The organism is Streptomyces sp. NPDC048106 (genome assembly GCF_040706415.1).
Lineage (GTDB): Bacteria > Actinomycetota > Actinomycetes > Streptomycetales > Streptomycetaceae > Streptomyces.
Window position 1 is genome coordinate 1 of the sequence record NZ_JBEZND010000081.1, and the last position, 14,370, is coordinate 14,370.

Here is a 14,370-nt window from a genome sequence, read left to right on the forward strand (position 1 = left end):
CATCTCCCGCCTGCACAACCTCGTCCTTGCCGGGTGACGCAGAAACCACCAGGTCACCCGGCACATCAAAGATCATTTACGGGACAGCCCTTAGTTCACAAATCTTCGACGCTTCACGCCAAATTGTGGTCAATTTCGAAGAAGGGACGCCATCGCTGGGCAGAGGGTGCTGCCGTGGATAGATGGGCGGCGCAACGAGGGCAATGATCCCATCGGAGTCAAGTCACCTTGACCAGTTGGCCATTGAGCATGACGGGGTTGTCACCGAGCGGGATCGGCTACGGCTCGATGACGACTGGCCTTGTCGGTGGAGTTCGTCATGGCGGGTGGGTGCTGGCGAAGTCTGTTGGCCGATCCGAGACATGGCGCACGTGCCGGTGCTGTCGTCACGTCCGATGCGGGGGTTCACGTGGCGGGCGAAGCAGCGGCATCGCCCCGGCCTGGAGGTGATGGCCTCAACAGGCAGGCAACACGGCTTCGAGTCGCTGGAAGAGATGCGTCTGCTGGTCGCGCTGGACTTCTTGAGGGCGTCGGAGGTTCTGTCGCAGCCGTTCCGGCTGGACTTCGAGCATGTGGGCGGACAGGCCTGGCACATCCCGGACTTCCTGGCTGTGATCGACGGCGGGATGTGGCTGCTGGACGTCCGGCCGATGAAGCTGATCAAGAAAGAGGACGCACTGAAGTTCGCGGCGGCCAGGGAAGTGGCGGCCGCCTGCGGCTGGCGGTACTCGGTAATCGCGGGCTGGCGCCCGCATGTCTGGAGTGTCCTTGATCATCTGTCCTCGCGCCGACGGCCGGCGAGGGACCTGCTCGGTATGCGGGAGCAACTGCTCACCGCTATCGGCGGTCAGCAGGGACGGGTAATGACGTTCTGCGAGCTGGCGGACGCGACCAGCGTGCCTGCCGTTGGCCGGGCGAACATCGTCCGGTTGCTCTGGCAACGCGAGCTCGGCGTTGACCTGGGCAGTCCCTTACGGGACAGCTCTATGATCTGGGCGGTGTGATGGCAGCGAGGGGCTTCCTGCAGATCGCGCCGGGCAGGCGGATCACGCTCAACGGCGTCGAGTGGAAGATCGAGGACGTCCATGGTCAGTACGGTCGGCTCGTCCTCACGGATGACGACGGCCGCACGGAGACCCGCTCGTTCCGCTGGCTCCTCAACCATCCCGACCTGCGGCTCCTGCCGAAGTCCCAGGAGCCGGGGCACCCGTCGCGAGTGGCCCAACAGCCAAGGACACTGGCCGACCTGACGACGGACCAGTTAGAGCGGGCCCGGCTGCGGGCCGCGCACGTACTGGAAGCCGAGACGGGGTTCCGGGCGGGCCACCCGGCTCGGGCCTTGCCGTGTGAACCCCGGTCCGCCTACGACCCGGACCGCACAACGCTGACCGAGCGCCGCCGCTCGAAGGCTGCGGAGATGAAGGCGATGCCCCGTCCGGAGGCGGTCCGGCTCGGCCTGCAGCACCTCAGCTACCGAACGCTGATGCGTCTGTCGGGACTGGCGGGCGACAGTCTCCTGTTGGCCTGCGCGGACGGGCGCTGGACGCGGCGACGCAGCGGGCACCGCAGCATCACCGAGGAGGTCCGGGAGGCGATCTTCGCGGTCAAGGCCGAGTGCCGCGAACGCGCCGGCCTGAGCTGGGCCGCCAGACACCGGTTGATGCACCAGTACATGCGCGAGCGGTTCCCGGTATTCCCGGCCGAGAAGATTCCTTCTCGCTGGACGTTCGCGACCGTCTGGGAGGAGTGGTTCGGGCCCGGCGGAGCCCGGCCGCGTTACGGGCGGACGGCCGAGGCCGCCGCGGAGGCCGGAGTCTCCGGCCGGATGGTGGTCCACCGGCCGGGCCAGGTTATGGCACTGGACTCGACCCCGATGCCGGTGAAGCTGCGCGAGACCGTGTTCGGTGACGCGGTCACCGCGACGCTCACCCTCGCGCTCGACCTCTACACGCACGGGCTGCCGGCCTTCCGACTGACCCTGCAGTCCGATACCTCGGTCGACGTCGCAATGCTGCTGCGGGACGTAATGCTGCCGCTGCCGATGCAGGACAGCTGGGGCGAGGACATGGAATGGCCCTACGCCGGGGTCCCAGCCGACGTGGTCGCCGAGTTCACCGGGCACAAGGTCGCCGCCCTGCCGTTCTTCGCCCCGGAGACGGTCACCACCGACCACGGCGGCCCCTACAAGAACCACGACCTGGTGGAGGCCGAACGGGAGATCGGCTGCCGGATCCTGCCTGCCCGCGTCCTGCGCCAGACCGACAAATTCGCGGTCGAACGCCAATTTCACACCATCCAGACCATGCTCTTCGAGCACCTGCTGGGCTTCACCGGCGGTGACGTCGCAGACCGCGGGGCCGACCCGGAACGCGATGCGAGCCTCACGCTCGCACAGGCCGAGCACATCATCGCGACCTGGATCGTCCAGATCTGGCAGAACCGCAAACTGGGCGAATACGCGCCGAGTTGGGCGCCGGGCGAGGATCACAGCCCCAACACCCTGTTCGCCGCGGCGATGGAGCAGGGCGGCTTCGACCTGGACTTCCCCGAACCGAGCTTCTACTACAAGGTCTTGCGGAAGCACCACGTGAAGATCCATCCGCGCCGGGGAGTGAAGATCCTCGGGCTTTGGTATCACCACCCGGTCCTTGATGACGAGCCGCGTTTCCTCCAGCCCTCCGCCCGAGGCGGCAAGCACGCGCGCCAGTGGGTGGTCCGCAGTGACCGAAGGGACCGCCGGCAGGTGTTCCTCCAGGACGACGCCGACCATGAGACCTGGCACACCCTGCGCTGGCGGGGGCTGCCGCCCGACGGTGAGATCCCCGCCTTTTCGGACAAGACCGCCGGCGCCCTTCTCGCGCACGTGAAGGCGAACAACATTAGGATCCACTCGGAAAGCGAGCTCCTGGAGCATCTGCTCGGGATCCTCGGCTCGGTCACCCCCGTCGACCAGTGGCCCAGCCAGGCCAAGAAGAAGGCCGGGAAGAAGCGACGCGTCGCCCAGGCCCGCGAGATCACCCGAGCACAGGCCGCCGCGGCCGACCGCCCCGCCACTCCGGCACCCGCCGACGAGCAGATGCCGACCGAAATGCCCGCGGCCTGGGCCGAGCACGCCCGCACGATCGACCACGCGGTCGACGCCGACCGGCGTCGGCGACGCGAAGAAGCACTCGCCGGCACCAGGCCCGTCGCCCCAGCAACGCTGCACGCAGCCCTGAACCGGCGTCGCATGTTCCGGCTTCCGCCTCCCGACGGCTCGGAAGCCGACACAACTGTCCGGGAGGACGACACGTGACCCAAGCTCTCTCGCACGACGATTCGGTGGAGGGCCTGCCTTCACGAGCCAGGATCGCCGAGTTGATCCTCGGCAGCCGCCCATCCCTCGACACCTACGCCGGCTGGCAGCACTATCGCGCCCACTGCGATCTGCTCGTCCCTGCCTCCGTGATCTCGCCGCAGCAGTGGTCCATGCTCCCCGAGAGCCGCCAGTACGACTACGACCTCTACCGAGAGCTGACGAACGCGAACCTCCCCCTGCAGGACACCCCGATGCACGACAAGGTCGGCAGGCTGATCCGGCGCCGGTTGAGCGGCAACACGAGAAAGAAGAACGACCCTACCCGCGCCGGCGTCATGATCAGCGGCTGGGGGAACTACGGCAAGACCGCATCTGTCTGCTCAGCCGGGGCTGTCTTCGAAGCCCAGTGGCTGGAACTGCACAGCTGTCTCAACCCCGGGGCCCTTCCGGGCACTCGGGACCTTCATGCGCCGGTCGTCTATGTCTCGACCCCGGTGACCGCGACCCCGAAGAGCCTATGCGGATCGATCCTGGGCTTCTTCCGGGCACAGACCCGCAAGTCAGCCACGTTGCCGGAACTGGTACGACAGGTCGCCGACTCCCTCCATGACCATGGCGTCAAAGCGCTGATCCTGGATGACATCAGCCGACTACGGATGCACAGGGCCGACGATCAGGACGTCCTCGACCTGATGCGGGCCTTAATGAGCCTGGACGTCACTTTGATCCTGACTGGAGTCAATATCCCCGGCACCGGGCTGCTTCGCGAGGCCAAGTGGAACAAGCAGACCCGGCAGTGGGAAATGCCGCCGCTGGAGTCAACCCGCATCCACGGCTTGGAGATCACGCAGACCGAGCACCGCTTCGAGCTCATCGAGATCGACCGCTTCCGGTACACCACCCCTAAGCAGATCCAGACCTTCGTCGATCACTTGGAGGGAATCGAGCAACACCTGCGGCTTTTCAACGCGAAGGCGGGCATGCTCACTGGCGGCACCATGCCGGAGTACTTGATGCGGCGCACAGGCGGTGTCATCGGCCTGCTGGGACGCCTACTTGAAGACGGCGCTCAAGAGGCCATGGAGTCCGGGCTGGAAAAGATCGACGAGAACCTCCTGGACGAGATCGTGCTCCGACGGGATACGCCCGATCAGGCACCGGACGAGCCCGTGATCCCGGCCGACCTTCCGACCGCCAACAAGAAGGCCAAGCCAGCGAAACGCCCGCGGAACACCGTCTTCGATGACGCCGGCCCGGCCGCCCACGCAGGCGCCTGACGAGTGAAGGCGTGATGCATCCACTGCCCCGGAGTCTTGAGTATCTGTCCGGAGAGTCCCTGGTCAGCTATCTGCTGCGGCTCGGGCACCGTCTCGACCTCTCACCTCTCCATCTGATGCGCGCGGCGGACTGGATCAAACACGACGCCAGCCCACATCACGTCCCCGGCAGTCTGCTGCTGGACCTTCCCAAGCCTCAGGCCGAGGCATTCGCCCGGCTCACAGGACAGACGGCCAGGGAAGTCTCCGCTCTGACGCTGGCGCAGTGGCGGGACCGCTATCCGCCGATCGCCCATTCCCTGCCCGACCAGGGACGCCGGATGAGACCAGACGCATGGCTCTACATCGGCTCGCCGCGCTTCTGCCCCTCCTGCCTTACGGGCGACGGCACTAGAGTGCAGCAACTGCACGGCGGGCCCTGGCGCAAGCTCTGGCACCTGCCCATCATCTTTGCCTGCACCGAGCACCGGACCTACCTGGAAGCCGAATGCCCGCACTGCGGCCAGCCGCACGACAAGCAAGGACCTTTGGTCCAACGAGCCAACGACCATACGCTGCATCCAGCGCAATGCCGGTGGACAGTCAACGCGGCGGCACCGAGAAGGAAGTCTTCCGCCTGCGCCGGCAGGCTCGACCGCCTCACCGACGCTGGACGTGACCGGCCACGACCGACTGCGGACATCCTCCGCTTCCAAAAGTCCCTCCGCGGCCGCCTGAAATCGCCCACTCGAACCACGGACGCGTCCGAGTACTTCACCGATCTCAGGCTGGCTACCGCGCTGATCAACGCGACATGGCCTCACAGCCGGGACCTCCTCGACACCGACACCGCTGAGCGAATCGACGCCAACTCGCGGAAACTGCACGACGGTCCGGGCGGGAGACGCAACCAACAAGTCCACGACATGCCACCACGTGACCCCATTGCCTGCGGCGCTCTGCTCATGGCCGCAGATCGCCTGCTCTCGAGGGACGACCTGCCTGAACTCATCTCTGATCTCACGCGCGCCGCCTTCGGCAGCCCTTCGAGCCGAACACCATGGGCCGTTCTCTACGACAGGCACAAGAGCGACTGCTCTGAGCGACTCCGACATGTCGCTGAACCCGTGACTCGGGCGTTTCCCCGAGTCAACGGCCGCAGGGGCACACCAGCACCGCTCCGAACCGGCTACCCAGCCGAGCACATTCCGGCGTTCCTGGAACTGGACTGGTACCAGCGTTACCTGGCCAACTGCGCGGGCTCGGAATCCAAGGTCGTACGGAGGGCCGCCGCCGTCCGACTCGTCCAGTGGGCTCGGGGCGGAGCCTACGACGACGCCGCAGAGTTCCTCGGAATCCCTCCCGTCCCGACACACCTACTCGCTGGACGCGAGACCCGGCGCTCAGGATGGACACGCTGCAACCCTCTCGAGATGGACAGAGCCCTCCGCGCACTTGCCTCCGAACTGCAATCACGGCCACCACTCATTGACTACCGGCGCAGGCGACAAGCACTTCACGAGTGGGTACTCAGCATCGATACCTGGAGAGCGCTGGTCCGAGAACTCCCGCCCAGCCTCGCCCAGTTCCGCGCACAGACCGACGACCGCAAACGCCAGGACGCTTCCGTATTCGTCTGGACGTTGGTAACGCGAGGCGAGCACCTCTTCGCTCCCCGACCGCTCGAAGCCGCACAGCCCACAGAAGTCCAGCAACAATGGGCCGCCCGGCGAAACACCACCTGGTTCCAGTTCTCACGCCCCGATCCGCTGCGTCACTACGCGGACCTGCGCCCCGTTCTCACCAACTTCGCGCAGCGCCTCGCCTGGGACATCGACACAGGTGCTGGACAGATCATCAAAAGCCCCCCGGTGCTCACGCACAGTGAACAATCGCGCCCTTGAAGTGCCAACTATCCCTCTCAAGATGTGCCAACAAGAATTCTTCAAGCCGTCCTGGCCTGCGCAGCTCGGACCGAGACGTGCCAACTAAAGTTCTCGGTCACAGCGGGAGCCCGCATAAATGCCGGCCTTCCCCCAGGGCGCCTCGCATAGGATCGCCGGCATGGCGCTGCGACCTGTTCACGTGAACATGAAGGCTCTGGAGCCCTCGGCGCTCGGCCGGTTCTGGGCGGCGGCGCTCGGCTGGAACGCCTACAGCCCCGGCGTGACCACCTACGTCGGACCCGCCGGCGGCCTCGTCTGGCCGGACCCGGCCGCCGTCGGCGTCGGCCTCGTGCCCGTCCCGGACGCCGGGTCGGCGACGAAGAACCGGACGCACCTCGATCTCGCCACCACCTCCGCGGCCCATCAGGCGGAGCTGGTCGCGCGCCTGAGGACGCTCGGCGCGACCCCCGTCGACGTGGGCCAGGGCGACGTGCCGTGGGCGGTCCTCGCCGATCCCGAGGGCAACGAGTTCTGCGTGCTCGAGCCCCGCGAGGTCTACCGGGACACCGGGCCGATCGCCGCGGTGGTGGTCGACTGCGCGGATCCGCGGACCATGGCCCGGTTCTGGGGCGAGGCACTGGACTGGATCCGGCACGAGGTGACCGACGACCGCGCGGTCATGCGCTCCGCCGAGGGCGTCGGGCCGTACCTGGAGTTCCTCCGCACGCCCGGCGGGAAGACCGTGCCGGACCGCGTCCATCTCGACCTGCTGCCGGCTCCCGGCGACGACAAGGCGGCCGAGGTGGCCCGGCTGCGGGCCCTCGGCGCCACCGACCTCGACGTCGGCCAGGGCGACGTGCCGTGGACCTGCCTGGCCGACCCGGAGGGACACGAGTTCTGCGTCCTCGCCCTGCCCTGACGAGGCCCCCCCGGCACTCGATCGCCACGATCATCCGAGAGGCCGTTCCCGTGCCGTCAGATTCCTCCGCCTTGTCCGATTCCGGTCCGTCCGATTCCGGTCCGTCCGATTCCGGTCGGCCTGCCGCGCCGAGCCTGTGGCGGGACCGGGACTTCCGCAGGCTCTGGGCCGGCCAGACGGCCTCCCAGCTGGGCGAACAGGCGAGTCTGGTGGTGCTGCCGCTCTTCGCCGTCCTGACCTTGCACGCGGGCGCCGGCGAGCTGGGCGCGCTGCGCGCGGTGGGGCAGGCGCCGATCCTGCTGCTGTCGCTGTTCGTCGGCGCGTGGGTGGACCGGTGGCGGACCCGGACGCTGATGGTGCTGGCGGACGCCGGCCGGGCCCTGGCACTGGGCGCCGCCGCGGTGGCGGGCCTCCTCGGCGGTCTCGGCCTGCCCGCGCTGCTCGTGACCGCCTTCGCCGCCGGGGCGCTGTCCGTGTTCTTCGACGTGGCCTACCAGGCGTCCCTGATACGGCTGGTGCACCGCGACCAGTTGGTGCGGGGCAACAGCGCGCTCGAAGGCAGCCGGTCCGCCGCGCAGATCGGCGGCCCCGCCCTCGGCGGAGCGTTGGTGTCCGCGCTGTCGGCGCCGGTCGCCGCCGCCTCCAGCGCGCTGTTCTTCGCGCTGTCGTTCCTGTCGATCCGGCGGATCGGCCGCCGCGAGTCCGTGCCGGCCCGCCCGGCGCGCTCCCCGCGGGTCTGGCGGCGCGTCCACGAGGGGCTCCGCTTCGTCGCCGGCGACACCTCGCTGCGGACCGTGTGCCTGGCGTCGGCCGCCTTCCAGTTCTTCTTCGCGGCCGTGATGACGGTCTATCTGCTGTTCCTCCCCCGCGATCTGGGCCTTTCGGGCACCGCCGTCGGGCTGGCGCTCGCGGCGACCGGGCCGGGCGCGGTCCTGGGCTCGCTGCTGGCCGCCCGGCTGCCGGGCCGCTTCGGGCACGGCGCCGTGCTCGTGTCCGCGGCGGCGCTCGGCGACGGCGTGTTCCTGTTCGTGCCCGCGCTGCACGGCTCCTCCGGGGTGACGGTTGCCGCGCTCCTCGCGGCCAACTTCGTCTTCGGCGCCCTCGGCCAGCTGGTGAACGTCACCGTCATGGCCGTCCGGCAGACCGTCACCCCGGACGGGATGCAGGGCCGTGTGGCCGCGACGATCAACTTCGCCGGCATGGGGCTGACCCCGCTCGGCTCGCTGCTCGGCGGCTTCCTCGCGCAGGCGTGGGGCACGCGCACCAGCCTCCTGGTGACGGCCGCGGGCATGCTGCTGTCCCCGGCGCTGATGGCCCTGTCCCCCCTCGCCCGGCTGGGCCGGACGCTCCCCGCCCCGTCGCGGGTCCCGGGCGGCGTCGGCCGGGGGCCGGGGCAGCCTTAGCGCGGCCGGATGGTCTCCAGCGGGTTGGCCCGGGTGCGGTCCGGCCAGTCTCCGGCCGCCAGGTCCGCCGCCGCACAGCCCGGTTTCCGCCGCGCCTGGTCCGCGAAAAGGCGGACGAAGGAGTCGGCGAAGCCGAACCGCGGGTGGGCGGCGACGAGGGCCTCGGTGAAGGCCGGGTCGAAGGCGTCCAGACCGGACCCGGAGACGTCCGCGCTCGTGCCCACCTGGAGCAGCCGGCTCTCCAGGTCCTCCTCCGGCGTCACCTCGTCCCGCATGTGCAGCACGATGAGTTCGGCCGCCCGCCGGCGCCGCTCGGGCGGCCAGCCGAGGCCCGCCGTGAAGACCTGGGCCAGATGCCCGCCGGCCTCCTCGAAGGGGAGGGTGTGGCTGTCGAAGGGCGGGGTGAGCGCGAGGTCGTGCAGCATCGCGGAGACGAAGAACAGCTCCTGGTCGAAGTCCAGGCCCCGGTCCCGCGCCCAGGCCGCGCCGAAGAGGTACGACCGCCACGAGTGGTGGTACAGGGCCTCGTCCGCGTACTGCGCGCACACCTGCCGCGCCCGCTCCATCGACGGCTCCAGACGGACCCGCACGCCCCCGACCCCGACCTCGGCCCCGATGCCGGCCCCGGCCCCGTTCCCCTGCTCGGTCGCCATCCGCCCCGCCCCTCTCCGAAGTCCGCCGTCACAGGCGGCCCAGCCTACGGTCACTCGTCGACCGCCACGCGCGGCGCCGCACCCGGCAGCATGACCCGGCGGGACACCAGGAACGTGACGGGGATCGCCGCCGCCGAGGCGAGCAGCGGGGCGAAACGGCTTCCGGCGTGCAGGACGTCCACGATCACGTACACCCCCGCCGTGGTGACCACGAAATTCGCGGCATTGGTCAGCGGGAACAGCAGGAATTTCCGCCAGGTCGGGCGGACGCGGTAGGTGAACCGCGCGTTGAGGAAAAAGGAACCGGCCATGCTCAGCGCGAACGCCAGGACGTGCGCGGCGAGATAGGGCAGCCTGATCAGGAACAGCAGGTAAAGGCCGTAGTAGACCGCCGTGTTGAGCACGCCGATCACGGCGAAGGTGATGATCTGTCGCGCTATCAAGGGATGAGGTCTTTCGTCCGTTCCACGTTGGTCGCCTTCACGAGGAAGTGCGGGCGGCCCTTCACCTCGTAGTAGATGCGGCCGGTGTACTCCCCGATCACCCCCAGCATGACCATCTGCACACCGGCGAGGGCGGTGACGGCGGTGATGATGGTGACATAGCCGGGGGTCCGCACGCCGTGCAGCAGCGCGGCGACCACGATCCAGGCGGTGTAGACGCCGGCGCACAGCAGCAGGCTCATGCCGAGCCAGAGGGCGGCGCGCAGCGGGCGGTTGTTGAAGGAGAGGACGCCGTCCAGGCCGTAGTCGAGCAGTCCGCGCAGGCTCCAGGAGCTGCTTCCGGCCTCGCGCGCGGCGTTCTCGTAGGCGAAGGTGGTGCTGGGGAAGCCGACCCAGGCGAACAGGCCCTTGGAGAAGCGGTGGTACTCGGTGAGGGCGAGCACCGCGTCCACCACGCGGCGGGACAGGAGCCTGAAGTCCCCCACGCCGTCCGTGAGTTCGATGTCGACCAGACGGTTGACGAGACGGTAGTACAGGCGGGCGGCGACGGTGCGGGTGCGGGGGTCGCCGGTGCGGGTGCGGCGGGCGATGACCTGGTCGTGGCCCTGTTCGCGCAGCCGGACCATGCGGGTGATCAGCCCGGGTGGGTGCTGGAGGTCGGCGTCCATGACGACGACCGAGTCGCCGGAGGCGTGCCGCAGCCCGGCCAGCAGGGCCGCCTCCTTGCCGAAGTTGCGGCTGAAGGAGACGTAGCGCACCCGCTGGTCGCGGGCGGCGAGGCGTTCGAGGACGGGGAGGGTGCGGTCGCGGCTGCCGTCGTCCACGTACACGAACTCCGTGTCGTGGCCGAGCGTCAGCAGTTCGTCGGCGACCTTCTGGACGGCCTCGTGGAAGCGCTCCAGGACGTCTTCCTCGTTGTAGCAGGGCGCGACGATCGATATCAGCATGGCGGGTGTCCCCCAGGGTCGCGGTCGGGCGCGGTCGGTCGGGCGCGGTCGGATCGCGGTCAGGGCGCGGCTGTCACGCGCCCGCGCGGTGCCGGTGGTGTGGTCGGGGCGGGCGCCGGGGCGCGCCGGCGGCGGACGGCGCCCGCGGCGGTGAGCAGGAGGAGGGCCGCGAGCGAGGCGAGGCCGACGGCCGTGCCCAGCCGGAGCCCGGGTGGGTGGAAGGTGCAGGTCAGGGTGGTCTCGGTGCCGTCCAGGGGGACGGCGATCAGGCCGTGGTACTGCCGGGCGGGGCGGGCCGGGCCGTCTCCGGCGGCGCACCGCCAGCCGGCGATGCGGGGCGCGGCGACGACGGCGAGTCCCCTGCTCCCGGCGGGGAGCCGGGCGCGCACGGTGCCGTCGGAGACGGTGACCGAGGTGGCGCCGGTGGCCTTGAGGCGGGCGGCGGCGGTGTCCAGCCGGGCGGTGTCCAGGCAGCCGACGGCGCCGGGCGGAACGCGGCCGGGCCGGTCCGGGACCAGGTCGATCCGTATCCGCCCGGAGGCCGGGGCGCGGCCCAGCGGCTCCATCGCGGCCAGGGCGCGCCCGTGGGCGAAGTGGAACAGGGCGGTGCCGGTGCCCCCGGCGAGCCGCGCGGTACCGGAGAAGTGCGGCGCGGCCAGGTACACCTGGGTGCCGGCCGGGCACCGGGCGGTGATCGTCGCCCCGGTCAGCGCGGGCCCGGAGCCGACCCGGCGGCCGGGCACCGGCGTCCCGTCGGCGGCGCCCACGGCGACGCGGGGCACGGTGTAGACGCGGCTGCCCAGCAGCAGTTCCTGGTTGCGGTACGGCGACGGGCCGAAGGCCGCGCGGTCGGGGTCGGCCCGCACGGTCACCAGGGGCGGCACGTCCCGCCGGGTGACGGCCGGCGCGGCGGTGTCCGCGGGCAGGCGGGTCCGGTGCGGGTCGGGCGGGCTGTGCACGCGGGCGCCGACGGAGAAGAGCACGTCCGTGACGGCGTTGTCGAGGCTCTGCACCGCCCGGCCGCCCGAGGTCCAGCCGCCGCCCAGCGCGGTGAGGGTGCGGGAGAGGACGTCGGAGGTCAGGCTGCTGTAGTACGCGGCGCCTTGGCCGCCGACCGCCAACGGATCGTTGGCGACGGTCTGTTCGCGGCCGGGTTCGGTGCGGTAGCGGGGCCAGCCGTCGGCGCGGGCGATCGCGGTGGACTGGAGCCGCTGCCGCTCGCCCCAGGGCGCGTAGTCGTCCAGGTGCTTGAGGCGCAGTCCGCTCGCCACGGCGGCGGTGGCGGCGCTCTCCCCGGTCTGCGCGCCGAGCAGGACGAGCACGGCCAGCGCGGCGAGCCGGCCGCGCCCCCCGGTGCGGCGCAGCAGGACGAGGCCGGTGAGCGCCCCGGCGGCGGCGAGCGGCACCACGGCCCAGGTGTGCGCGTGGACCAGGTCCGTGCGGTTCGCGGCGGCGGCGGTCAGGGCGAGCAGGGCGCTCGCCGCGCCGAGCGCGGGCAGGCCGGGCGGGCCGTACGACAGGGCGTGCCAGGCGGCGATGACCAGCAGCCCGCACAGCACGAAGGCCTGCCGGTAGGAGCTGCCCTGCGGGACGGCGAAGGCGTGCCAGGCCAGGCTGGTGGGCGCCCACTGGAGGGAGAGGGCCACCGCGAGCACCAGTCCGGTCCAGCCGGCGCGGACGCGGGCGGGGACGGCCCGGTGGAAGGGCAGGGCCAGGGCGAGGAGCAGGGCCGTGGTGCCGACGTAGAGCGCCGGGGAGCCGTAGTCGTACGTCGCGGGCAGCAGCCGGGCGAGCAGGTTCTCGGCGGGCACCGGGTGGAACTCCGCGAGGCGGCCCGGGTAGGCGTGCCTGGTGCCGAAGTAGACGACGGCCACCAGCGGGGCGGCGAGGCCCATGCCGAGGACGGCGGTGAGCAGGGCGCGGCCGGCGCCGGCGATCGCCCGGCGGCGCGGCGGGCGCGTGATCAGCAGCCGCACCAGCAGGACGAGTCCGGCGCCGAGGGTGGCCATGTAGGCGGTGTAGAAGTCGGCGCTCCAGGCGAGCGCGACGAGCAGCACCCCGGGGACCCGGCGCCGTCCGGCGAGGGCCCACTCGCCGGCCAGGCACAGCAGCGGCAGCGCGATCAGCCCGTCGAGCCACATCGGGTTGTAGTCCGCGGCGGCGAGCGTCCAGCCGCACAGCGCGTACGACGCCCCGAGCAGTCCCGCCGCCCACCAGCGGCCGGGCCGCAGGGCGGGCAGCAGCCAGGCCATGGCGGCCGCGGCACAGGCGATCTTCAGGACGGTGATCACATACACCGCGAGGTCGATCCGGTCGCGGGGGAAGAGCGCGACGAGCGGCGCGAACGGGCTGGAGAGGTAGGTGCCGAGGTCGGGCAGGAAGCTGGAGCCGTACCCGGACTGCCAGTTGACCAGCAGTCCGCCGTCCGCCCTGCCGTGCAGCAGGTCCCAGAGGTGGGCGTGCAGGGGGACGTACTGGTTGCCCAGGTCGTTGACGTCGCGGGTGCGCGAGCCGAAGGGCCGGCTGCCGGCCAGCAGGTCACCGGCGCACATTCCCACGCTCGCCACGAGGGCGGCGAGAAGTGCGGCGGCCCGGTGTTTCGCACCCGGCGCGGTCGAATGGTCCATCGGTCGGCAGGCTCCCCGTGAATTCACTGTGGATTTCGCGGAATTAGACGGGGCGGCTTTCCGATCGGTTGTGCTCGTGCCGGAAAGTAATGCGTTTTGTCACGCACACCGGCCGAAAATCGAGTATTCGATGTCCGCTCGGGAAACTCGGCCTTTCCGGCACGTTGTCCGGAGGTGTTTTCGAGGTGACGTGCCCCCGCGGCCTTCCGGCGGCGGCCCCGCGGGGTGTGCAACCGTCCGCGGGGAGGACGCGTCCCCTGTCTCCGTAGAGTCGTAGGCACGGGGGCGGGACGGAAGAGGCGGCGGGTGTCGAACAATTTGATCGGAATCGCCCTGTGCGGGGCGGTCGGCGTGCTGGTCCTGGTGACCGGGCTGCGGGAGAGCGTGGTGGTGTGGCGGTTGCGGCGGCACGGGATACGCACGTGGGGGATGGTGGTGGACAACGTGCGGGTGGACCGGCGGGATTCGGGGCCGTCGTGGGCGCCGGTCATCGCCTTCGCCGACCAGCGCGGCTACCGGGTGGAGTTCACGACGCGGATGCGCGGCGGCGGGATGGGACTCGCGACCGGCCGGCAGGTGCCGGTGGTGTATCCGGCGCACAACCCGCAGGCCGCACGGGTGTCCATGTGGCGTCACACGGTGGGTCCGGTGCTGTTCATGCTGTTCGTCGGACTGGTCTTCCTGGCCATCGCGGTCCTGATCGCCGGGACGACGTGACCCGGCCGGGGCGGGCCGGGGCCCTTTGTCAGGGGCGGGAGGACTGGGCCTTTCTTTCGGATCAGGTCGGCTCCGGCCAACAGCGCCTTGTGGCTCCCCGCGACCGCCGGCAAGATCCGAAAGAGAGGCCCTAGTAGTGCTTTGTTAGGTCGTGTCGTAGGGCTGCCATGGGGTGGGTTGTCGGCAGGTGGGGCAAGTGCCGGTCCAGGTGGCCAGCAGGT

Annotated in this window: 11 protein-coding genes; 7 read left to right on the forward strand and 4 right to left on the reverse strand. The window is 70.5% G+C overall.

The annotated features are described in order from the left end of the window. Positions 1-362 precede the first annotated feature (362 nt). The 6 genes from AB0927_RS40030 to AB0927_RS40055 all read left to right on the forward strand — a co-directional run bounded on the left by AB0927_RS40030 (position 363) and on the right by AB0927_RS40055 (position 8,762). Positions 363-1,004, forward strand: a complete 642-nt coding sequence (locus AB0927_RS40030; RefSeq protein WP_366672793.1) for a TnsA-like heteromeric transposase endonuclease subunit — start codon at positions 363-365, stop codon at positions 1,002-1,004. Next, positions 1,004-3,295, forward strand: a complete 2,292-nt coding sequence (locus AB0927_RS40035; RefSeq protein WP_366672794.1) for a transposase — start codon at positions 1,004-1,006, stop codon at positions 3,293-3,295. Before AB0927_RS40030 ends, AB0927_RS40035 begins: the two co-directional genes overlap by 1 nt. Next, the gene (locus tag AB0927_RS40040) at positions 3,292-4,575 is read left to right on the forward strand and encodes a TniB family NTP-binding protein (RefSeq protein ID WP_366672795.1); all 1,284 of its coding nucleotides are present in this window, start codon (positions 3,292-3,294) and stop codon (positions 4,573-4,575) included. The genes AB0927_RS40035 and AB0927_RS40040 overlap by 4 nt, the downstream gene beginning before the upstream one ends. A gap of 14 nt (positions 4,576-4,589) precedes the next feature. Then, entirely contained in the window at positions 4,590-6,458 is a 1,869-nt protein-coding gene (locus AB0927_RS40045; RefSeq protein ID WP_366672796.1) for a TniQ family protein, read from the forward strand. Between the two features lie 160 nt (positions 6,459-6,618). After that, entirely contained in the window at positions 6,619-7,359 is a 741-nt protein-coding gene (locus tag AB0927_RS40050; protein ID WP_366672797.1) for a VOC family protein, read from the forward strand. Positions 7,360-7,493: 134 nt separating this feature from the next. After that, on the forward strand, positions 7,494-8,762 hold the full coding sequence (locus tag AB0927_RS40055) for an MFS transporter (protein ID WP_366672803.1): 1,269 nt from the start codon (positions 7,494-7,496) through the stop codon (positions 8,760-8,762). Here AB0927_RS40055 and AB0927_RS40060 read toward each other — a convergent pair. The 4 genes from AB0927_RS40060 to AB0927_RS40075 are packed head-to-tail and all read right to left on the reverse strand — an operon-like array spanning position 8,759 to position 13,432. Beyond that, positions 8,759-9,415 (reverse strand): HD domain-containing protein, encoded by a 657-nt coding sequence (locus AB0927_RS40060; RefSeq protein ID WP_366672798.1) that lies wholly within the window; start codon positions 9,413-9,415, stop codon positions 8,759-8,761. The two genes, AB0927_RS40055 and AB0927_RS40060, sit on opposite strands and share 4 nt — an antisense overlap. A 50-nt stretch (positions 9,416-9,465) precedes the next feature. Beyond that, complete coding sequence (locus AB0927_RS40065) at positions 9,466-9,858, reverse strand: GtrA family protein (protein ID WP_366672799.1); 393 nt, start codon at positions 9,856-9,858, stop codon at positions 9,466-9,468. Further along, a complete protein-coding gene (locus AB0927_RS40070) occupies positions 9,855-10,805 on the reverse strand; it encodes a glycosyltransferase family 2 protein (RefSeq protein ID WP_366672800.1) in 951 nt (316 codons plus the stop codon). Before AB0927_RS40070 ends, AB0927_RS40065 begins: the two co-directional genes overlap by 4 nt. Before the next feature lie 59 nt (positions 10,806-10,864). Next, positions 10,865-13,432, reverse strand: a complete 2,568-nt coding sequence (locus AB0927_RS40075) for a YfhO family protein (protein WP_366672801.1) — start codon at positions 13,430-13,432, stop codon at positions 10,865-10,867. A gap of 306 nt (positions 13,433-13,738) precedes the next feature. On the opposite strand from AB0927_RS40075, the gene AB0927_RS40080 reads away from it, so the two are divergent. Beyond that, positions 13,739-14,149: a DUF3592 domain-containing protein gene (locus AB0927_RS40080; protein ID WP_366672802.1), complete on the forward strand. Its 411-nt coding sequence runs from the start codon at positions 13,739-13,741 to the stop codon at positions 14,147-14,149. Positions 14,150-14,370 lie beyond the last annotated feature (221 nt).